We start from the raw sequence: 21,439 nt of genomic DNA, 5'->3' as shown, positions 1-21,439 counted from the left end.
CCACAAAACGGGAGACGGCTTTCTGCTCTGTTTCTGCTCAATGATACCTGCGGTAGCGGTGCAGGTTCAGTGAGATCTCTTCACGTGCCTCTAAGGATTCACCGTTATCGTGAACGTGGAGGTTGTGTTTTTGATCGGCGTTACCGTGTTCAGAATCTTCAGGTTGTTGAAGACCACGCTGCCCACCGCCGGCCCCTGGCCGGGCTCCGGCAATTCATTAGCCCAGATGCCGACACCGGATTTGGCGTCGAAGGCGTCACCACTCTTGAGGGCACCGGAAATCGTAATGTTCGAGAAGATCGTATCGGCTACGGGGAACTGCGGCGTAGAGCCGGAATAGTTCGTCTGGAACATAATTCCGTGATAGGTCGGGTCGATGATGTCCACATCGCTGACCCGGATGCCCTGGAACACCTTGGAAGCGGAGAACACCCAGATGGCCGGGAAGGTCTGTGCGCCCCAGAAATGTCCGCCTGAGCGGACGACGGAGATATTCTGGAAGTTCGTCGTCGGTGATGCCCCGAAGCCGTTCATCGGATAACCGAAGTCCAGCGAGCTGATCGTGATCCCGGAGTAGCAGAGAGTATCCGCAATATAGATGTTGCGGAAGGTATTCGCATACCCGCCGTACACGGCAAGACCGGCTGCCCGCCAGGTCAGGATGGACGTCAGATTCTCATAGACATTGTCCTTCATGTCGGAGCCGCCGGAATCGATCGCCGAGAACAAGGCGAAGCTGTCGTCTCCGGTTGCCCGGGCCTCGATGTTAGACACGAGATTGTTCGTGCTGCCGTTGGTCATATTGATGCCGTCGGCAAAGGTATTGCGGATGCGCGAGTTTTTAATGACCATATAATCGGTATTCGCGCCCCAGTACATACACACCTGATGCTCCGTCCAGATATTATCAATTGTCATGTTCGCCACATTGGAGAAGTCGAACACCTTGCCGGGGCCGTCAATCCGTGAAGTATAGTTGCCGAAGTAAGCAAACCCCGAGAAGGTTGAGCCGTTCGCTGAATCCGTCGCCCGGAAGCCGATGTCTGTATTCGACTGGTTGAGCGGAGCGTAGAACCGGGTATACCACGGTCCGGCTCCGATGATCTTCGCTGCCTTGCCGTAGACCTGGAATTTATTCGAGGTCTCATAGTTTCCGGCAGGAAGATAGACACCCGCAAGATTACCCGTTGTATCCATACGGACCTTATCCAGCGCATTCTGCACATCCTGATGCGTGAATCCAAGCGGAACGGTATACTTGGACGGGTCAGGATTGGCTATTGGCGATACCTGCTCCAGACTCACGAAGTCTATCGCATATTGCGAAGTATTGGCTGCATCCTTCTGCAGCCGGATCGTGCTGCCTGCCGGAATCGTGCTGTCGAACATGATATTCGCTTCGTCATAGATGTGGCGCGGGGATCCGGCACTCGGCGAATTGCCGGGACTGGCCTCCGAGCCATACAGCCAGGCGTATTTGGAGGTCAAGGTAATGGCCTTGTTGAACACTCCATTGACGTAGATATTGAGTGTAGCTGTCGTGCCGTCACCACCCGGAGCATCGGGAATAGAGAACCGGGTAACCAGGGTATTCGTGCTGGCTTTGGTCGTGAATTCGACATAGCTGCCTGTGGTATTCAGCGTAACGGCCCGTCTGCCTGAAGCTTCACCGGCCAGATCGCCGATATTCCGGTTAGGTGCCAGCTTGACCGCTCCGCCGCCGATCACGCCATCTTCCGCCTCATACATGTCGTAAGGCATATTGGCCCCGCGTCCGATGTAGAGCGACTGGTTCTGGATGTTATTGGCCCGCTTTACCGCCAATTCGTTGCCGTCCACGGCAATTTCTGTTTTTACATTATATTTGCCGTTCACAGCCGTCCAGGTCCCAAGAGCCACAGGAGCGGTAGTACTTCCGGCGGCAATGACACCATTATAGGAGCCAGTCAACGTTCTGAGGACTGCGCCTGTCGTAGCATCGGTCAAGGTCAGCGTAATGTTGTGCGCACCGCTGGCTGAGGCCGCCGTCCCCTGATTCTTAATGGCTACCGAGAAGCTGACCGTGTTGCCTGCTGCCGGGTTGCCGGGAGACCAGCTTACCGGAGAAGCAATCAGATCCGAGCTGGATACCGGATTCACAGTAAGGCCCGTAGGATGGGCATAGCTGTTATTGCCCTCATTCAGCTCAATAACATTGTTGTTCTCGTCAACCTTGGCGCTTACCGTATAGGTTCCGGCATCCTTGGCTCCGAGGCTGAAGGATACATTCGCGGAAGCTCCGGCGGCGAGCGCACCCACCGGGGCTGTCCCGGCAAGGGTGGTTCCGACATAGAAGCTGACTGTGGTTGCGGCCGAAGCCGCTGAGCCGATATTCTTGACGCTGGCACTCAGCGTAAGGGCATCTGTCTCCACCGGAGCGGACGGACTCCATGACATTCCGGTTACCGTCAGGTCAGGATTCGCCGCCGGTGTGCCTATGACCTGTAGCTCGGCTACCTGTCCGGCGCCTGAACCGGAATTCGCCGTAATTCTCAGCTGCAGCTCACTGACTGTAGCGGTGACCGGAATGGTTACTGAATTGCCGCTGGCCGGATTAAACGTATACTCTGCCGCAGGTACCAGACTGGTGAACGTTCCTGTGGACTGGTTATGTCCCAGCACCTGGATCGTCTGGGTACGGGTTGACCAGGCGGCAGCCGGATTGAGCTTCACGACCACCGAGGTGACATTGGCATTCGCGCCGAGGCTGACAGTCAGCGTATTCGGGTAGCTGCCGCCCGCTCCTTCCCAGTAGGTAGTGACATCTCCATCATTGGCATTGGAGGGGACGAAGGTGAAGACGGAAGAAGAAGCATGGATAGCCTTGCTGACCGCCAGATTCGAGCCGGGACCCGTGCTCGGGGTGGCGGTTGGCGTGATCGTCGGAGCCGGAGTCGCCGTTGGGGCTACAGTAGGTGTAGCCGTCGGTGCAACGGTCGGCGCGATCGTTGGAGCTACGGTTGGCGTAGCCGTTGGGGCTGCGGTCGGCACAGCCGTCGGAGCTGGCGTAGCCGTTGCCGTCGGCGTCGAGGAAGCGCTCAGCACAAGCTGATCCAGATTCACATTGCCGGAGTCAGATGCATCATATTTGTAAGCAATGGTGTTGGTTCCGGCGTTCAAGGCAAGAATCTCTGCCTGTGTCGACCAGGTATCCCAGTTCGAGAGATTGGCAAGCGAGGTCTGCTTGACCTTCGTGCCATTCACGTAGATACTCAGCGTCTTCGTACTGCCGGAGGCATTGGCATACCTCAGGGCTGCGCTGTAATTCCCTGCCGACGGAGCCGTTACCGAGAAGGTTGTGGCTGCCCCCTGAGTCAGGTAGCCGTCTACGAAGGCAGCACCGGTATAGCCGCTGTGATCAGTATTCGTCTTAGCCCCGCCGGATAAGGCGGCGGCCTCCGCTTCATAGGTTCCGGGTGGCGAGGCCGCGGTGCCGTACACCTCAATCTCCGACAGCTGTGCTGCGGGCCAGCCGGTGTTGCCCGTGAAGTTGATTTTGACATACCGGGCGGTTGCAGCTGTGAAGTTGATGGTGACGGAGTTCGCACTGCCCGGATTGAAGGCATACCCCGCAGACGCCGCCAGATTGCTGTAAGACGCATCATCCGTACTGCCTTGCACTGACAGCGTCTGTGTTCTGGCTTCCCAGCCTGCAGGCAGCTTCAGTACAACCTGATTCACACTGCTGCTGGCACCCAGATCCACCTTGATCCATTGCGGAAAAGCATTGCTGGCACTCTCCCAGTACGTACCCTGGTTACCGTCATTAGCATTCGCTGCTACATACACATCACCGACTGAGCTTGCGCTGATCGTCTTGCCCTGAGCCAGATTGCCTGCCGCCGCCCCCACTGCCGGAAATAACGCGAGCTGTCCCACACATAACACAAGCATCAGACCGTACATCAGGAATGTCCTTGCTACCGAAGACCTGGTTCTGCTGATCATTTGACAACCACCTCCCATAGATTATGGTGCTACCTTCGAGTATGCGCTTTCATAAAACAAATTATGGTAATAATATAAGATAGAGCCTGGCTCAGGTCGATGGCGTATTCTATGAAAAGTATGTGCGTACATACGGAGCGCTCAGGGAGAGAATGGACCTAACTGAAGTCGGCATACCCGCGGACGGCAGATCCTTTTACAATGAATACAACAACAAGCCACAGCGCAGGAGGAATCAGCTATGAATGAAAGTACCAGGCAGGAGCTATTATCCAAAAACGAAAAATTGATCAACATGGTGATCGAGCGGGCCAAACGGGATTATCCAGAGGAGATTGCGGTGATCGGGCTTACGGGCTCTTGTTGTACCGGGGATTATCATGAGAAAAGCGACCTGGATCTGATCATCATCAATAATAACAACCAAGGCTGGGGCATCTCGTCCTGCTTCATTCTGGGGGATGTCGGTTATGATATCTACTGCACTCCTTGGGAGACCCGGATCGAAGAACAAGCCGCTCTTGAAAGTCCGATGATCTCCTCTCTAATAGATTTACAGGTGCTCTACTATGCCAAGCCTGAGGATCTGGAGAAGCTTAGAGGCTACCAGCAACGGGCGCTAGATGCTCTGGCGAAGCCCATGGGACGCGATTCTCTGGAACGGGCGAAGAAGTGGATCGATCTGGCCAAGCAGGAATATGCGAATATTTGTCTTACAGAGGATAAGGGAGGCGTTAGGCTGGCTTCAGCGGAGTTGGTCTACAATCTGGTGAACGCTTTGACGCATATGAACAATACTTATCTGAAAAGAGGGCTGAAAAGATACCTGGAGGACACCGCAGCTTACCGCTACCTCCCTGAGAATTATGAGACGATCTATATGAATGTGATCTGCGCGATGATGACGGACGAGATCCGAAGTACCTCCGGCATTCTGCTCAAAAGTATCCTCGATCTGTACAGCACCCTGTATCAGAAATATGTGGAACAGCCTGTTCCTACCTATGATAATCTGGCGGGCACCTATGAGGAATTATGGTGCAACTACCGCAACAAGATCATTGCCAGCGCTGAAAGTAAGGATGCTTCTTACGCCTTCTACGCCGCCATGGGAGCGCAGGGTCTGCTGGATGAAATGACCGCGTCGCGGGGAACCCGGAAGTTCGAACTCATGCAGTATTTTGATGCAAGTAATCTGGATCTGTTCAAGGACCGGTTCCTCCAGGCAATGGATGACTATCTGGAGGAATATCAGCGGGTCGGCCGGCAGCCCCAGCGTTACGATACTTGTGAAGAGCTGTACCGGCAATATATGAAAAAGTAACAGATAAGCAAGATCAAGCCCCCTCCCTTCGTTCAGGTTGGGGGCTTGCCTAATTATACATTGAAGCGTGCTACCAGACCTTGCAGACCTTGCGCCAGCATGCTGAGTGCACTGGCAGAAGAGGCGATCTGTTCCACTGAAGCCATCTGCTCTTGTGATGCGGCGGATACTTGCTGTGTACTTGCCGCTGTAGTCTCCGAGATATGCGTAACGTTACGGATAGAGTCTACAATCTCTTCGGTCGCTGCCGTGATTTCTTCTACCGCGCCGGATACCTCCTGAACCTGTCCCGCTAGTGAATCAATCGAATGGCGGATGGCATTGAAGGACTGCCCGGCCTCTTCTATGATCCGGGTTCCCCCCAGCACTTCGTTCATGCTGTTCTTCATCACCTTCACTGCATGATCTGCATCGGCCTGGATACCGGTTGCCATTTCAGCAATCTGATTGGCGGAATCTGCGGACTGCTCAGCCAGTCTGCGCACTTGATCGGCTACCACAGCAAATCCTCTGCCGTGTTCTCCGGCCCGGGCCGCTTCGATGGTCGCATTCAGTGCCAGCATATTCGTCTCCGAGGCAATCCCCTTGATCACCCCGACAATGCTGCTAATGTCCTGTGAACGCTTCACGAAGCCCATAACCTTTTCCGATAAGGACTGAATGGATTCGTTGATGGAATCCATCTGCCGGACGGCAGATTGCAGGGATAGATCCCCGGCCACCGCATAATCTGCAGAACGCAAGGAAGCTTCCGAGATATCCTGTACACTGGCAGCAATCAGCTGAATACCGTCCGACATTTCAATAATGGTGTTCATGTTAGTCTGCAGGTCATTCATCTGCATGCCCGCACCACTTGCGACCTCACCCATAATTCCGGAGATCTTCTCGGTCGTTTCGGCGGTCAATCCGCTATCCGAGGTCAGCTTCACTGAAGAAGCCGCCAGACCGTTCGCGGATAGCTTCACCTGGGTGATCATCGTTGCCAGATTATCGGTCATTGTATTGAAATTCCGGGCCAGCTCACCGATCTCATCCTTCGTCTGCACACTAAGCTTGCGGGTTAGATCGGCATCGCCGTCGGCAATCTCCTGAAGCTGCCTGTTGACATCTTTCACCGGCTTCAGTATCCGGGCAGACAATACGAATGCGATCAACAGAGCCAGTACCACCGATAATCCCGTCACCCCCATGCTGGTAATCATAGAGGAGCTGCGGTGGGTTGCCGCCTGACTCTGTTCCTTCATAATTTCATCATGCAGCATCGTCTCGAACACCAGCTGTGAATCGATGATCGTCGTAAGGGAGAGGCTTGTGAACGACTTCTGCGCTTGCGGGAAGTTCCCTTCCTTAGCCAAGGCAAAAGCCTGCTCCAGCACCGTCAGATAATTGTCCCATTCTCCCTCCAGATTCTGAATTCCTGCAAGCTCGGCTTCATTCAGGCCGGCTCCCTTAAGCTCTTCGACTGAGGCTGTAATCTCTGGTATCTTGGCTTCATAAGCGGTCAGATTGGCTGTTCGCTCCTCTGTGGTATTACTCATCACATACCTTGCGGCCAGACCGTCCGCCGTCCGGATATCATCAGTTAATTTCTGTACCATCGACAGCTTGCTGTAATTGCGGTTGATCTGCTCTGTAAGCATGGTTACCTTAGCCTGAAATATAGTACTGCCGAATATAGCGAGAATGAACACGATAATAACAGCGGCGAAACCAAACATGATTTTGGCCCGGATTCCTCTAAGTCTGTTGAACATGATAACTACCTCCACTCGATATGTAAGCTCTACTGTGTAACCTCTATGTATCGTACATCTTCATTCTTAAATGAAACTGAAATACGCTGCCGGGAGCACAAAAAAACCTCCACCCCTGCCAAAAGCAGGAATGGAGTTTCTATGAATTACGTCCCTTAATTCCGGTTCAATCATACAGGTTCCCGTTCGCAAGCCTTGCCAGCCGCTCCTCATCCCGCACAATCAGCCGGCCGTTCCTGCGTTCAATAATCCCATCTTCAATCAGGCGGCGCACTACCCGGTTCAGATGCCGGTAGCTGGTGCCGAGCAGATCGGCGGTCTCTGTCAGCGTGGAGGTGCGAATCTCTTCAACGCGCTGGGCGCCAGTGTTGTCCGCGAACAGCGACATCAGATAGCTGGCGAACCGGTTCTCCACCGGATAGAGCACATTCATGGCTGAGGTCTGGCCGAGCGTGTACATTTTGTGGCTCAGCTCTCCGACCAGGAAACGCAGCAGCGCTGTATTGTCTTCAATCTCCCGGAGCAGCAGCTTCCTTCCGGCGACAAGCAGCAGGCTGTCCCCTACGGAGACCACCTCATTCTTGACGGGATACTGGCGCAGCAGCTCCACATCCCCGATCACTGACATCGGCCGGGCGAACCGGACCAGCATCGACTTGCCGTTAGGCAGCAGCGTATGAATCTTCAGCTTGCCCTGCATCAGGAAAAACATATGCTCCAGCCGGTCGCCAACCGAGCAGACTGCCTCCCCTCCGCCGTAACGCCGAAGCTCCATCTGTGCAATGGCGCTGCTGCTGAACATGGCTGTGAGACCATTCTGCTCGGTAAGGCTTCGAACCGCCTCCGGATTTATAATCGATTGCATGCGCTTCTTCTCTCCTTGTGTCATTTCTGCTGAAATTACTGTATCACAAGTCTGAGGCCGGAAGCTATTTCTGCATTACTTCTCCTGCAAAATACTCCGCAAGCGCTCTGCGCTCCCGGTGATTCGCCAGATTGAATGATGGCCAGCTCTGCTTAGGCTGAGTACGGTAAGACAGTCTGCTGCGCAGCGCCTCGTCCAGAATCCCCTTCTCCTGCTTGCTGAATTCGATCAGCTCTGGAACCACATCTGCGGAGAGTCCGGCCAGGTAACCGGCATCCAGTGTGCCGCTTGCTTCATAACGCTGGATATTCTGCTTCGCAATGATATAATCCATCCCTATATAGTTCATCAGCACATAGGAGAGCAGGCCGAGCACAATGTAACATTTTAGAAGCGGGAAGGGTTCCCGGCTAATCCGCACGGCCGCCAGCACCAGCAGCAATCCGAGGAAGATCATGAAGGCATGCACCAGGAACCGGATGTAGGTGTAACCGTACGCCTCTTCATATAGAGTCAGCCGCGAGTACGCAGAATACAGCATGACCATGGAGCATAACACCAGAATATACAGCAGGACCTGAATGACCCGCTTCAGAATTCCGCCCGCTTTACGCACTGCCAGCAAGGACAACAGCAAGATCGCGAAGTTAATGGATGTGACCAGAATCAGCTCCAGAAAACCGCTCCGCGCATAGTCCGCATACGTACTATTCTCCGGCAGAATCCCGTCCCAGGCCCCGAAGAGATACGAGAACTGGACACTCACAAACAGCATGTACACCGCATTAATTGCGGTCAGCACGGTAGTGATAATGACCGGGTCATCAAGACCGATACCCTCCTCCCCTGCTTCAGCCGCTTCCAGCTTCTGCCCCATCGCATCAAACTCACTGACCATAGGAGTGCGGATATAGGATTTACTCTGTACGAACCCCCAGACGAAGCCGAACATGCCCAGCCCGAGCAGCAGAACCCACAGACCCCGGAAGATCCAGTCCCCCAGTGAAATATTGTCAAAAATCCCCGGGAGTGCTTCCAGCAGCTGACTGAACACTCCGTCCGCCGTAGAGAGCAGCGAGATCACAATCAGCAGCAGCGGGACGGAAATCAGCAGACCGATCAGCACCCGCATCAATACTTGCTTGCGTTCATTCGGTAGCCCGCCTTTGCCCCGGCGCAGCAGCCTCAATGCCGTGGCCCAGTTGCGCAGACTTTGCGGGAACAGATGCTCAAGCGCCGCGCCGATCAATGCGAGTCCGCTCCAGGCGGGCTTGCGGTAACTAAGCATATACGTCATATGTAATAGAATGAGCACCGGAATAACAACGATATTAAGTGCAAAGAAAAACCAGTTGCCGAACAGCATATAGGTCAGGGACAACAGAAATATGGACACCATCCAAACATAGCTGAACCAGGTCTGCTTGCGCAGCTGCTCCTTGGCGAAATAGAGCATAAAAGCATAAAATGAGACCACAAAAATCGGGTATGAGATCCCCGGCATTTTGCCGTAGAACAGGTACTGATGCACAATCGCAAGCAGAAATGCGGCCAGTAAGGCTACACGCCCAAGCCCCGGTTTGGATACCGTTTGTTCGTCCATGGTAAATTCCCCCATCTTTTTACTGTCATATCCTGATTCTAGCTGATAAAATAAGAAGAAAAAGAGAAATATAATATTATTAATTTCCTATTTTAAAAATTAGGCAGGAGGAGAATGTCCCAAATGAAGCTGCACAGTCAATTCCTGAAGCTGCATTCGCAGCATGGAGGTCCTGCCGATATCTCTGTCACCCTGGACGAGCTGGCCTTGACCCTTGGCTGTACCCACCGCAATGCACTGCATGTGGTCCGCAAAATGGCCGATCTCGGCTGGATCACCTGGACCCCCAGCCGGGGACGGGGGCGGCGCTCCAAGCTGGTGTTCCTCGCGGCGGCCGAGGACATTGCCCTGGAATCCATGAAGCAGGCCATAAGCAGCAAGGATATCAGCAGTGCGCTGGAGGGTATCCGCGGACATGCCCGCACCTCATCGCTGCAGGACACACTGCAAGGCTGGCTGCTGGCTTACTTCGGGCATCATGCCGAGGTGCACAGCGACAAGCGGATCGATACGCTGCGGCTGCCGGTCACCCAGCAGCTCCATACCTTCGATCCGCTCTATATGAATTTGCTGGCGGAGTCATTCGTCTCCAGCCATGTTTTTGACGGGCTGGTCGGCCGCAGCGGTGAACGCGGCAAGGTGATCCCCGGCCTGGCCCATGCCTGGGAGATAGACGGGAGCCGGACGGCCTGGACTTTTCATCTGCGCAAGGAGGTCTTGTTCCATCATGGCAAGGTACTGACCGCCGAGGATGTCGTCTACTCGTTCGAACGGATGATGTCTACCTCGCAGCGCATGCTGTACAGCTATATTGTCAAAGAGATTCAGGAGGTCCAGGCCTTGAATGCCTCTACTGTCCGCATCCTGTTGAAGAAGCCGAATGAGCTCTTCCTTCCCTTCCTCTGCACCAGCCGGGCGGCGATTGTGCCCCGCGATCTGGAATCCATTGGAGAGAATCTGTTTGGACGCAGGCCGGCTGGCACCGGTCCGTTCAAGGTCGTAGAGATGAATGAGGATACCTGTGTGCTGGAGGTGTTCCCTTATTATTTTCAGGGGCGGGCCCATCTGGACCGTGTGGAGATTATCTATGTCCCATGGAGCCTTGACCGGGAGCCCTCAGAGACCGGCTCTGCCTTCCATGTCATCCCGAATCCGTCAGCAGCGGGCGCAGACTCTCTAAGCAGAATCCACTCCGAGTCCTATGTCCGCAAATTCGTAACCTGCAACACGAAGAAAAAGGGACCGCTAAGCGATCCCCTTCTCCGTGCCGAACTGCTGTCCTGTCTGCATGAAGCTCCGAGAGTGCCCTTCCGGCATTTCGCAGCGCCTCCGGCTGAAGTCTTGCAGATTGCCACAATCCCGCAGTACGCCGGGGATGCCGAATACATCGCCGCAAGACTAACGCAGCATGGATATTCCTGCAAGGTATTATCCGTGTCGCCGGAGGAATTCAAAGGTCCGATCCGCCTGAAATCCGACCTGATCGTCTTCTCGCTGCTCCGCGACCAGGACGAGCAGCTCCGGCTGTACGACCTGTACCTGACCCTCTCGCAGCACATCGAACCGCGCACCCGTGCGGGCATTGAGGGCAGGCTGCGCCAGATCTCGCGGGAGCCTGACGCCGCCGTTCGGGCGGAAGGCTTCCGGGTGATCGAGGATACTCTAACCCGTGACCACCAGCTGCATATTCTCTACGAACGGCCTGCCGAGACCGCCTATCTGCCCTCCGTGCGCGGGGTGACCTTCAACAGCCAGGGCTGGGTCGATCTGCGCCATCTGTGGTTTCCGCCGGAGCTGTAGATATAGAGTAGAGGGTCCGGGGGAGGCTGACTACACCGCCAGACTATATTAGGACCAGCAGCCTCCTTTATTCTGTACCGGGTAAATACGTATCCAGACCTCTGCGCACCAAATTAGGCGAGACTGGCTTCCGGCCGAGTTCCCTAGACCAGATGGAGAGCTGGCCGATGTGATGAATCTCATGCGCGGCAATATGGCGCATCACTTCGCCCCATCTATGCTGGGTAACCTGCCCATCCGGCCGATCCTCCCTTAGAATCCTCCGTTCCAATCCCTCATTCCAGGCCACTATGAAGGACTCCACCTCCGGCCGGAAGCGTGCGTCCACCTCTCTGATTTTCTGCAAAGTATTGTACTCCGTGAAGTCTAAACGGATATCCGGCTTACCTTCCATATCCCGGACCCAGCTTAATTCCACATCCAATATATGCACCAGCGTCTGCAGGATTCCGCCCACCCCGCCAATGCGTGTCTTCACCAGTTCTTCTTCCGGCAGCTCCTGACACCATTGATACCATTCCTCGCGGACCTGCCAGTTATAACGAAATAAGGTTTGCATGGTTGTCCTCCTTAGATTTGAACTCAAAGCTTGGTCGTCGCTGCGGTGAACATTTGGCCCTCCGGCCGCTGCCCAGTTTGGATTTCCAGATTATAACCGCTCCTCGCGGTAGAAATCCAAACCAAGCCTATGCTTACGATGGGAGCTTTCCTTCGGAAAGCTTTGAGGCGGACGCTATCGCTCCTACAGTTCCAAATTTCCCCTCCGCTTCTTTTGCTTTTTGTTAAATGCTATAGTGCTTCTTATATACCTAACCCTTTCTTGCGCCGGATGCTATAAAATCTCATCGCTGTGGGAACACCCTTGATCTCCAGCACCCCGTTGTAGATCAGCTCCCTCACCCTGTACTCAAAATAAGCATCACCGACATACTGCTCGCAGTATCCGAGCGCCTCTCCGACTAGCCGGGCTGATTTCAGGAATCCATCATCCCCTGGCGGCGGCTGAAGCGAGTCCAACTTCTCCAGCAGATAGCTGTCGTAGTAATCTGAGGGCACTTCCAGCAAGGCAGCTCCTACCAAATTTACAGGGCTTGACTATGAGCAGAAATCTCCTTGATTTAAATTTGCGGGTTTTTACTAAATAACAATTACCAATATGGATTTTAATGGTATAATATAATCTAATTATACTTATTTGGAAAGGTGGTCTTTTGTATCCCTAAAAATAAGCATATTATAAAAAATGAAGAAGATACAGGTCGCCCCATGCTGTTACTTATTGTTTGGACTTTTTTAAATTACATTAGTTTTAAGAAATCTAGTTCCATAAAAAAGAAAGTAGCCTTTTACAAACTAAAAAATTTGCAGTCAAAAAATTTGAATTGAGGTGGTAGTTTATGAAAAAAAATCTTAGTAAAGTAATGATGATTTTTTCCATAGTAGTACTACTAATTTCCCATACAGGATCTACTTCTTTCGCCTCAACAATAGAAAATACAGAAGAATTTATAGAATTAGTTAAAAAATCAAACTACTTTTCAAATTATAAGAATCTTTTAGTTACAGAGACTCCCTATATTCTAAAGGAAGTAACAAAAGAAGATTCCCTCCCTAATGGCTTCCTTGTCCAATATGAAATTAAGTATAATTATAAGTTACAAGGTGAAGCAAAATTAAATTCAATACTTAGTATTGTATATATTAAAGATACCGATGAATTAAGTGCGGCAATTATAGACTACAGTAAGGTGTTAACTGAAAAGAATGTCTATATTATTGATTTAAAAACAAACCAAAAGAACTTCGGATTTTCAGTGCAGGATAATGAAAATTTTAATGGATTGGAGAAGGAAATAGACCAAAAACTCAATGAGGTCAAATTAAATGAAAATACTAATCAAGCTCTTTCTTCAATATATTGCTGGTTTTGTACTCAAACTCAAACTTATGGCGGTAACATACAATCTGAATGTGATAGTCTTGTTGGAACAGTCTGTAGAATTGGGGCAAAAACGATTTACCAAAGAATTGTATGTAACGCAAGTGTAGTTATATTGTGCTATGTTCCATCTTATACAATCTGTGTGGATGGATACTGGACGAGCAATTGTTATATTGAAAATGCTGTGCCACTTCCGGCTTCATAAATTTATATTCCTAATACTCAGGCTGACTGGAAGGTTATACCCTATTTGTTTAGATGCTCGTAATTATGAGATGTACGGTACAATCGAAGATATCTATAGATATTGTGAACTGTGATACAGATAATGGGAAAACGCGGGTACCGAAATGAACGGTCACCGCGTTTTTCAACTGGAAGATATCACAAGAAATCTTCTTTAATTAAGGTTAAATCTCTTGCTTTAAAAAATGGGCAGGATAATGTGATAATATCTAGCAGTGCTTCAATATACCTTACCCTTTTCTGCGCCGGATGCTATAAAATCTCATCGCTGTGGGAACACCCTTGATCTCCAGCACCCCGCTGTAGATCAACTCTCTCACCCTATGCTCGAAATAAGCATCCCCAAAATACTGGTCACAATATCCGATCGCTTCCCCGACCAGCCGGGCTGATTTCAGAAATCCGTCATCCCCTGGCGGCGGCTGAAGCGAGTCCAGCTTCTCCAGCAGATAGCCGTCATAATAATCAGCGGGTACCTCAAGCAGGGCATCCTCCTGCCAGATTCGAAGTACGCCGGACTGCCCGGAAATCGTCAGCCAATCCTGAGACAACCGCACAATATCCGTAGCAGTCAGCCTGCTGCCCTCGTTGATCCGCAGAAGCGCTTCCCTAAGCTTGTCTGACGGAATCTCACCGGAATGACAGTAGTTTATAAAAGCATGCGGCCGGTTGAACAACTGCTCACAGATAGCTCCGGCGTCAAGCACGATGATCTCATTCTGTCTGTTCCCCAGCAGATGAACTGCAAGAAGCAGCCCCGCCTGCTCGGAGGCATTACTCCCGCTCCAGATTACGATTTGAGCCTGCTCAGGAATCTGCTCCAGATTGTCGAGCAGCTCCGTATACTCTCTTTCACATTCATCAGAGACCGTAAAGTATTCATGGATATGCTGGCGGAACCAGTCGCTGCGGAGCTTCCTTCCCACTGGTGTATCCAACTGATCCAGCGGACCTATCGCATAATTCTCCCGCAGGATAATCAGCTTATGGGAATCCGTCCAACCAAATTCTTTAAGCACCTGCTTCATACTTCCCCCGAAAGAGTCACCGCAGAGGATGTGGACATGGGTGCTATCTGGCGCCGGGTCCCAGAACGCCCTATGCGCTGGCAGACTCATCAGTGATGAATACTGTTCAATCAATGATGTAATCGGCTCCCCCATATGCTTCTCCAGCGGCCGCTCCAACTGCCCGTACTGTTCCTTCAACTCGCCTATCCCTGCCAAAATCAGCGTCAAATACGACTTTACTTCCTCATCCCTGAGCGTACTTACAGCCTTTTTGATCGCCAGCATGTCCTTCAAACGGATTCACCTCTGATTCAAAATCGAAATTGAAATTAATTTCCGGAACGGTCGAGCAGGCGCCCTTTTACAAGTAAATAAGCTGGAGTACTCGGTGTTTCGGTTTTAACGGTAACCTCAATCGTTCCATCCTTACGAACAGCTGGTCTTTCCCGCTTCTGCGCCGGAAACTGAATCAATTGATCATCATAAAGTATATACGCTGCTACATCCGCCGCTCCTTCAGAAACATCCTTACCTGTTATATTCTTCGCCTTTACCGTAAAGCTGCCTTTTTCAGGATCAAAGGTGTAAGAAACTGGCCGGAACGCATCATCGCTAATAATCTTCCCCGGCGGGGAAGTGAAGGGACCTTGCTCAATGTCCTCTAAAGAATACTTGATCATATCCGTCTGCATCAAGGTTTCACCCGTCAGCGTGTAGAGCTGATTCGACTGATCCCATTTGCTCACAATGCCCAGACGTCCGGCCAGCACACTGACCGGAATGAACATCGAATTCTGCTCCATCACCGGAACCGTATCCATTGACCCGGCAACCCCGTTAACCGAAACAGATTTGGAACCAATAGTGAACTTAACCGTTACACTATCCTTTTCGATGGCAGCTGTTCTAGCCTTGGCATCATAGCTGACCTTCGCCCCCATCAGCTCACTAATGGAGCGAAGCGGGATCATCGTCCGGTAGTTGGCATCCACATATGGCGCCTTCGGTGCTGTATAGAGCACATAATAATCGTTGATTTTCAGAAGCGCAGGGTATTTCTTAGCCGCTGCCTCTACCTTTCCCGGATTCACACCCGTCAACATGGCGAAGCTCAACCCCGCAGCCAGTAAGGCTGTCAACACTTTTTTACCTGTCTTCATCCCAAACATCCTCTCTTTTCCTCTATTTCATATATTTTTATCATCTTTCTTATTACTCCAAATTCCCTCATCAGTTGCGCCTCTCTACTAAAATTTAACAAACCGAACAGGGATACAGTATCATTTTCGTGACATACCCTTTCTCAGCTTGAACATATAGAAGCACTTTGAATACTTACTTGATATATTTATAATTAGAGGGAAGTTAATGCAAAGGAGATTATTATGAGCTATGACGCCGCTGATCTTCTGACGCTCCCTCTTTCTGTCGGTGAGTCATTCGAACTGGAAGTTCGCTCGTGAGAACAAAGAGTATGAATGGAGAGTTCGCGATTCTATTGAGGATATTAATTTATTCATGAAGTGGAACATCGGAAATAGAATTATTTACGAATGCGGAGATGAACACATTGGCTATTAATACAAAGGGAAGAAGAAAATTCGTTCATGGCGAAAAGAGTTATTTCTGGTATGTCAAAGAAGATGATGAAGACTACGGACGGATCAAAGTATTTATTGTTTCAGAAGATAAAAAATTCAATGTTTCCTATGAATCTGGACAATCCAAAAAAGACCAAATGCCCTTCATCGTAGTTATCGGTTTGGAGTTTGGTGGATTAGAAAATGACGGCCGTACCGGCTGGGTTAGAATACAGACACCATTGTGGGATGACGAAGTTATTACGCCGGGCCTTGTGAAAAACATAATTGAATGGAGCCTGATGGATAAAGAAAATCTCAATTTCGTGGATTGGGAGGGAAATACACTAACGGGAGGCATTAAATGAAGACAAACAGCAGCGTCTAAAGCATCCATGCCCCACCCCACGGTAAGCGCACTTGGTCCACCCCTTTGGGAGGAGTGGCGGAAGGGATGTTTGGAACTGTAGGAGCCGCAGCGTCCGAAAGTCCAAACGATCCCTGGTGCCACGACTATTCCCAAAGTAAAGCGGCTCCAGCTCAGATGATCACCTGACAATATGCTGCATGGATAATCAGGCTACGATTACTACCAGATGATATGCTTCTTACGAAAGGAGGGATTGCGTGGAGTGGCTGGAGCGAATGAACCGGGCGATCGGTTATATTGAAGATAACCTGGAACAAGATATTGATTACGATCAAATCGCTAAAATCGCCTTATGTTCGGTTTACCAGTTTCAACGTATGTTTTCCTTTGTACTTGATGTCCCCTTATCCGAGTATATCAGGCGCAGAAGGCTGACACTGGCTGCATTTGATCTAAAGGACAGAAAAAACACTGTGATGGAGATAGCCTTGAAGTACAGGTATGAATCACCGGAAGCCTTCTCCCGTGCATTTCAGAATCTGCATGGAATGACGCCTACATTAGCGCGTAATGCCGGAAGTGAGTTAAGAGCCTATCCGCGCATCTCCTTTCAAATCATCTTAAAGGGAGTGACCGGAATGAATTACCGGATGGAGAAACGGGATGCTTTTCAAGTGTATGGACTGGAGGATATCTACCAGTACGACACTATTGCGAATGAAGCGGGCGTAACGATCCCGGAGGTTTGGCAAAATATCTGCAAGAATGGTGAGTTCGAACGTTTAGCCCAATCAGTAAGCGGGGCTTGGAGAGACGAAGGCAATTTCAGCAAGGAACTTGGAGCAGTCTTTGCCTTCGATGCCTATACCTTCACAAGCAACTCGACCTTCCCTTATCTAATCGGGTGCTACAGAGCGCCAGGCAGCCAGGTGAACGGATACACTGTTGTTGATGTTCCCGCAGCTACGTGGGCCGTGTTCTCAACACTCCATGACGGGAACGGCAACGGCAAGTACGATCTGCAGTCATTGAAGAACCGGATCTTCTCGGAATGGCTGCCAACCTCAACCTATACGATTCTGGACGGCGGTAATTTCGAGATGTATGGTACAAGCGCAGGCGGCTATGAATATTGTGAGCTCTGGTATAGAGTCGGGGAATAGGATGAAAAAAGCGGTGCCCGGAAAAACCGGCCACCGCTTTTTTGTCACCAGAAGTATAAGGTTAGTAACCTTCACTGGTCTTGAACTAAATGTTGAACATTCATCTCTGATTTAGAATTCATTCTATATAAAATGAGCGTAGCGATCATAGCAATCGCAACCCCAGCAGCACCAATCCATGTTATAGATGTAAGCGAGGCCGTTCCGATGGCTACCCCGCCTATACCAGCACCCGCTGCCATAGCAAGCTGCATCATAGACTGATTAAGACCAAGCATCACACCTGAGGCTTCGGGTTCAATTGTCGTTAAATGATATTGCTGCGTCGGACCAGAGGACCATGCGGAGAAGGACCACAACAATAGCACAACTATCACACCAATGAGTGTATTCGTCACCAAAGACAATAGGATCAGCATTACAATATGGAGTATCAATCCGCTGAATAAGGTTCGGTTAACCCCCCACCGGTCCGTGCTGAAACCACCGATTTTGGAGCCTATCATGCTGGCTATTCCAAATATAAGCAGAGCGCCGCTGAGATATTTATCACTTATGCCCGATACTTCAAGCAGATACGGTGAAAGATACGTATATGCTACCGAATATCCGCCAAGCCAGAAGAAGGTAATCGAGAGTCCCAATGCGACCTTAGGCTTTTGTAGCAAACGTAATTGTTGCCGTAATGGAATAGGTTCATCTCCCTTAACACGCGGGATAGCGAAAGAAAGTATAATCATTGCGAGAATCCCTAAAAGGGCAATACCCCCGAACACAGATTTCCAGCCAAGCGTATCCGCTGCAATGCGCCCAAGAGGAACCCCAATGATTAAGGATGCTGTAAAGCCCATTACGACCGTTGCAATCGCGCTTGCTTGTTTACCCTCAGGGGCAATTTTCGCTGCAATGTTTAAGGCGGTAACAACCACTATCCCTGCGCCTATGGCCATAATGATACGGGCAACTACAAACAATCCATACCCGGGCAAAAGAACGGCGAGAATGTTAGATACCACAAACAAGCCTAGACCCATCATGATTAATTTCCGTCTGTCTATACCTGCGGTTACAGCCATAAGAATTGGAGTGAATATAGCGTAGACTAGCGAAAAAATCGTAATTAATTGCCCGGCGGCAGCAACTGACACACCTAGGGAAACGGATACCTTATCTAAAATCCCAGACAAAATATACTCCGACGTTCCTACCAAGAAACTAACAATGGCTAAAATATACACTTTCCAGCTTACAGACATAAAATGATACAACTCCTTTAAATATTCTTGAATATACAATTCGTGAATTGTCGATATGATATTTAAAAAGACATATCGCGAATTGTCGAATCATATTGCCAAGATAAAGCTGAATTCTGTGTAAAGAACTCAGTTTCATCTCTCTTACATCTCACTCATCGTGTACTGAGCTAACTGACGTATGGCTTCCTCGTCTCTCTGATAGTACGTAAATTTGCCTATACGCTTCGTGGTGATCAGCCCTGCCCGCTGCAACATCGTAAGATATTGAGAAGCCGTAGACTGAGTCATGTTCAGCTTGTCGGTTATTTGACTTACACAAACCCCAATCTCCTCCATATCCACTCCTTCATGGGGTTTAAAATGAACGTATGGCTCTTTGAGCCAATGTAAGATCTGTAACCTGGATTCATTCGATAAAGCCTTAAATACATCAATTGGATTCATAATTTTTATTATATCGATGATTTGCGATATGTCAATACGGAGGAGATATTCGTTTTCCTTATAATATATCTGATATTGATAAAATTAGAGGGCTTTCCCCCCTGCCCTACCCCAATAGTAAGTGAACTTGGTTCTCCCCTATTTGGGAGGAGTGGCGGAGGGGATGTTTGGAACTGTAGGAGCGGCAGCGTCCGCCTTTGTCTCCGGATTTCAACCGCTGGAAGCGGCTTGAATAAAGAAATCTGGAGACAACAGCGGCCGAAAGTCCAAACAATCCCCGGAGCCACGACTACTCCCAAAGGGTAGAATTGCTCCTGTTCACCTTACTTCACCGACCCGATCATCCCAGCCACAAACTGCTTCTGCATCACGAAGAACACCAGCGCAGTAGGAATCGTGCCGATTACAATCGCGATCATAATCATCCCGTAATCCGGGGCGTAGCCTGATCCGAGGGTGGAGATGAGCAACGGCATGGTCTTGGTCTGCGGCGTCTGCAATACGATCAGCGGCCAGAGATAGTTATTCCAGCTCGACATGAACGTAATGATCGCTCCGGCGGCGTAAGTCGTCTTCATGGTCGGCAGATAGATGCGCAGGAAGATGCCCAGCTCGCTAAGTCCATCCATCCGCCCAGCCTCCAGCAGCTCCTTCGGGAACATCTTGGTGCTCTGCCGGAAAAAGAAGATCAGGAACGCGGTAGTCACCGTAGGTAGAATGACCGAGGTCATCGTATCAATACCCATCCACGGGAAGACGTTCGAGATCTGCCCGAACATCCGGTACAGCGGGATCATCAGCGCGGCGAACGGAATCATCATCGACAGCAGCAGAATGTTGAATACAATATCCTTCGAGCGGCTGCGGAAGACCTCAAAGCCGTAACCGGCCAGCGAGGCAATCAGCAGCGCCAGCAGCGTGGTGGTTATGGAGATTTTCGCTGAATTCATCAGGGATAACTGCAGGTCCGTAGTGTCCAGCAGCTTGCGCAGATTCTCCAGCAGATGGGTGCCCGGCAGCAGACGCCCGCGGGTGACATCCACCGACTGGTTCGTCGAGCTGACGACCATCCACAGGAATGGAAAAATGGAGACAATGGCCGCGATGCTCAGGAACAGATACATGAAGAAACGTTTACTTTTAGCCATTTTTATCACCTGCCACTTTGAACTGGATGACCGACAGCAGTGCGATCATAATGACAATCGAATACGATACGGTGGCTGCATAGCCGAAGTCTGCTGCATATTTGAATGACAAATTGTAGATGTACTGGGAGATTGTCTGGGTCGCGTTGCCCGGGCCTCCCTTCGTAATATTCATGACCTCGTCGAACAATTGCAGAGTCCCGATCGTTGAGGTAATCGAGGTGAACAGGATGATCGGCTTCAGCAGCGGGACCGTAATTCCGAAGAACTGGCGGGAAGAAGATGCTCCGTCAATTTTGGCGGCCTCGTAGATGGAGTGATCGATATTTTGCAGGGCCGACAGGTAAAAAATCATATTGTAACCCGTCCAGCGCCAAGTAATCGCTAGGATAATGGTGATTTTGGCCCAGAACGGATCGGTGATCCATTCAATCGGGGCACTGACCAGGTGGAGCTTCAGCAGCATCGTATTCACCAGGCCATTGCCGGAGAACAAATACTTGAATACCACAGAATACGCAACCAGTGAAGTGACACAGGGCAGGAAGATCGCCGTCCGGAAAAACCCCTTAAATCTCAGCTTGCTGTCATTCAGCAGCACCGAGATAAACAGCGCGAGGATGATCATCAGCGGCACTTGAACCAGCAAATAGATGAAGGTGTTCTTAACCGATACAATAAATGTCTTGTCAGACAGAAGCCGTGAATAGTTATCGAAGCCGGTAAACGTAAGATTGCTGCCCGTTCCCGTCTGGAACGACAGAATAAGTGCCTGAAGCATCGGATAGAAATAGAAGACGAAGATCAGAATGACCGCAAGCAGGACGAAGGACCATCCGGTCAACACGCTTTTGGTGCGGAATCTTAGTTTGGAATTAGTTTGATGCACAGCTGCCCAGTCCTTTCCTTATCATTTAAAATAAACCCCGGGCACAGCCCGC

17 protein-coding genes are annotated in these 21,439 nt (G+C 50.6%); 5 read left to right on the top strand and 12 right to left on the bottom strand.

Translation table 11 applies throughout. From position 1 onward, the window contains the following. Positions 1-90 precede the first annotated feature (90 nt). Positions 91-3,987, bottom strand: a complete 3,897-nt coding sequence (locus NST69_RS11375) for a discoidin domain-containing protein (protein ID WP_342549348.1) — start codon at positions 3,985-3,987, stop codon at positions 91-93. A gap of 241 nt (positions 3,988-4,228) precedes the next feature. Here NST69_RS11375 and NST69_RS11370 point away from each other — a divergent pair, with 241 nt between their 5' ends. Continuing rightward, positions 4,229-5,311 (top strand): nucleotidyltransferase domain-containing protein, encoded by a 1,083-nt coding sequence (locus NST69_RS11370; RefSeq protein WP_342549347.1) that lies wholly within the window; start codon positions 4,229-4,231, stop codon positions 5,309-5,311. A 53-nt stretch (positions 5,312-5,364) separates the two neighbouring features. Here NST69_RS11370 and NST69_RS11365 read toward each other — a convergent pair whose 3' ends face one another. The 3 genes from NST69_RS11365 to NST69_RS11355 form a co-directional block, all read right to left on the bottom strand. After that, positions 5,365-7,068, bottom strand: a complete 1,704-nt coding sequence (locus NST69_RS11365) for a methyl-accepting chemotaxis protein (protein ID WP_342549346.1) — start codon at positions 7,066-7,068, stop codon at positions 5,365-5,367. Positions 7,069-7,234: 166 nt separating this feature from the next. Then, entirely contained in the window at positions 7,235-7,933 is a 699-nt protein-coding gene (locus tag NST69_RS11360; protein WP_342477751.1) for a cyclic nucleotide-binding domain-containing protein, read from the bottom strand. Positions 7,934-7,997: 64 nt separating this feature from the next. Continuing rightward, the gene (locus tag NST69_RS11355) at positions 7,998-9,536 is read right to left on the bottom strand and encodes a DUF4173 domain-containing protein (protein WP_342549345.1); all 1,539 of its coding nucleotides are present in this window, start codon (positions 9,534-9,536) and stop codon (positions 7,998-8,000) included. 123 nt (positions 9,537-9,659) lie between these two features. On the opposite strand from NST69_RS11355, the gene NST69_RS11350 reads away from it, so the two are divergent. Next, positions 9,660-11,336 (top strand): ABC transporter substrate-binding protein, encoded by a 1,677-nt coding sequence (locus tag NST69_RS11350; protein ID WP_342549344.1) that lies wholly within the window; start codon positions 9,660-9,662, stop codon positions 11,334-11,336. 67 nt (positions 11,337-11,403) lie between these two features. Here the strand turns inward: NST69_RS11350 and NST69_RS11345 are convergent, their stop codons facing one another. Continuing rightward, entirely contained in the window at positions 11,404-11,895 is a 492-nt protein-coding gene (locus tag NST69_RS11345; protein ID WP_342549343.1) for a DinB family protein, read from the bottom strand. A gap of 242 nt (positions 11,896-12,137) precedes the next feature. Next, complete coding sequence (locus tag NST69_RS11340) at positions 12,138-12,392, bottom strand: DUF3658 domain-containing protein (RefSeq protein ID WP_342550150.1); 255 nt, start codon at positions 12,390-12,392, stop codon at positions 12,138-12,140. 341 nt (positions 12,393-12,733) lie between these two features. Here NST69_RS11340 and NST69_RS11335 point away from each other — a divergent pair, with 341 nt between their 5' ends. Then, a complete protein-coding gene (locus NST69_RS11335; RefSeq protein ID WP_342549341.1) occupies positions 12,734-13,483 on the top strand; it encodes a hypothetical protein in 750 nt (249 codons plus the stop codon). Positions 13,484-13,754: 271 nt separating this feature from the next. Here the strand turns inward: NST69_RS11335 and NST69_RS11330 are convergent, their stop codons facing one another. Further along, entirely contained in the window at positions 13,755-14,819 is a 1,065-nt protein-coding gene (locus tag NST69_RS11330) for a DUF1835 domain-containing protein (protein ID WP_342550148.1), read from the bottom strand. Between the two features lie 44 nt (positions 14,820-14,863). Beyond that, entirely contained in the window at positions 14,864-15,694 is an 831-nt protein-coding gene (locus NST69_RS11325) for a copper amine oxidase N-terminal domain-containing protein (RefSeq protein ID WP_340953590.1), read from the bottom strand. A gap of 410 nt (positions 15,695-16,104) precedes the next feature. Here NST69_RS11325 and NST69_RS11320 point away from each other — a divergent pair, with 410 nt between their 5' ends. Both NST69_RS11320 and NST69_RS11315 read left to right on the top strand, forming a co-directional pair. Then, positions 16,105-16,482, top strand: coding sequence for a hypothetical protein (locus NST69_RS11320; RefSeq protein WP_342549340.1), 378 nt, complete (start codon positions 16,105-16,107; stop codon positions 16,480-16,482). Positions 16,483-16,741: 259 nt separating this feature from the next. Further along, the gene (locus NST69_RS11315; protein ID WP_342549339.1) at positions 16,742-17,647 is read left to right on the top strand and encodes a helix-turn-helix domain-containing protein; all 906 of its coding nucleotides are present in this window, start codon (positions 16,742-16,744) and stop codon (positions 17,645-17,647) included. A 71-nt stretch (positions 17,648-17,718) separates the two neighbouring features. On the opposite strand, the gene NST69_RS11310 is transcribed toward NST69_RS11315, so the two are convergent. The 4 genes from NST69_RS11310 to NST69_RS11295 all read right to left on the bottom strand — a co-directional run bounded on the left by NST69_RS11310 (position 17,719) and on the right by NST69_RS11295 (position 21,387). Continuing rightward, positions 17,719-18,903 carry an MFS transporter gene (locus tag NST69_RS11310; RefSeq protein WP_342549338.1) on the bottom strand — a complete coding sequence of 395 codons (1,185 nt, stop codon included), beginning with the start codon at positions 18,901-18,903 and terminating at the stop codon, positions 17,719-17,721. Between the two features lie 144 nt (positions 18,904-19,047). Continuing rightward, positions 19,048-19,350 (bottom strand): metalloregulator ArsR/SmtB family transcription factor, encoded by a 303-nt coding sequence (locus NST69_RS11305; protein WP_209879806.1) that lies wholly within the window; start codon positions 19,348-19,350, stop codon positions 19,048-19,050. 323 nt (positions 19,351-19,673) lie between these two features. Beyond that, on the bottom strand, positions 19,674-20,498 hold the full coding sequence (locus tag NST69_RS11300; RefSeq protein ID WP_209879804.1) for a carbohydrate ABC transporter permease: 825 nt from the start codon (positions 20,496-20,498) through the stop codon (positions 19,674-19,676). Then, positions 20,491-21,387: a sugar ABC transporter permease gene (locus NST69_RS11295; RefSeq protein ID WP_209879802.1), complete on the bottom strand. Its 897-nt coding sequence runs from the start codon at positions 21,385-21,387 to the stop codon at positions 20,491-20,493. Before NST69_RS11295 ends, NST69_RS11300 begins: the two co-directional genes overlap by 8 nt. Positions 21,388-21,439: the final 52 nt, after the last annotated feature.

This window comes from Paenibacillus sp. FSL P2-0089 (assembly GCF_038595095.1).
In the GTDB taxonomy this organism is placed as follows: Bacteria; Bacillota; Bacilli; order Paenibacillales; family Paenibacillaceae; genus Paenibacillus_AQ; species Paenibacillus_AQ silagei.
Note: the sequence above shows the minus strand (reverse complement) of the source record. Positions and strands in the feature narration are given on the sequence as shown.

Bases quoted from the DNA above. Each gene is read 5' to 3' on its own strand.
- NST69_RS11350 (WP_342549344.1), top strand. From the start codon at position 9,660: ATGAAGCTGCACAGTCAATTCCTGAAGCTGCATTCGCAGCATGGAGGT.
- NST69_RS11365 (WP_342549346.1), bottom strand. From the start codon at position 7,068: ATGTTCAACAGACTTAGAGGAATCCGGGCCAAAATCATGTTTGGTTTC.
- NST69_RS11330 (WP_342550148.1), bottom strand. From the start codon at position 14,819: ATGCTGGCGATCAAAAAGGCTGTAAGTACGCTCAGGGATGAGGAAGTA.
- NST69_RS11305 (WP_209879806.1), bottom strand. From the start codon at position 19,350: ATGAATCCAATTGATGTATTTAAGGCTTTATCGAATGAATCCAGGTTA.
- NST69_RS11335 (WP_342549341.1), top strand. From the start codon at position 12,734: ATGAAAAAAAATCTTAGTAAAGTAATGATGATTTTTTCCATAGTAGTA.
- NST69_RS11370 (WP_342549347.1), top strand. From the start codon at position 4,229: ATGAATGAAAGTACCAGGCAGGAGCTATTATCCAAAAACGAAAAATTG.
- NST69_RS11310 (WP_342549338.1), bottom strand. From the start codon at position 18,903: ATGTCTGTAAGCTGGAAAGTGTATATTTTAGCCATTGTTAGTTTCTTG.
- NST69_RS11325 (WP_340953590.1), bottom strand. From the start codon at position 15,694: ATGAAGACAGGTAAAAAAGTGTTGACAGCCTTACTGGCTGCGGGGTTG.
- NST69_RS11355 (WP_342549345.1), bottom strand. From the start codon at position 9,536: ATGGACGAACAAACGGTATCCAAACCGGGGCTTGGGCGTGTAGCCTTA.
- NST69_RS11345 (WP_342549343.1), bottom strand. From the start codon at position 11,895: ATGCAAACCTTATTTCGTTATAACTGGCAGGTCCGCGAGGAATGGTAT.
- NST69_RS11375 (WP_342549348.1), bottom strand. From the start codon at position 3,987: ATGATCAGCAGAACCAGGTCTTCGGTAGCAAGGACATTCCTGATGTAC.
- NST69_RS11300 (WP_209879804.1), bottom strand. From the start codon at position 20,498: ATGGCTAAAAGTAAACGTTTCTTCATGTATCTGTTCCTGAGCATCGCG.
- NST69_RS11360 (WP_342477751.1), bottom strand. From the start codon at position 7,933: ATGCAATCGATTATAAATCCGGAGGCGGTTCGAAGCCTTACCGAGCAG.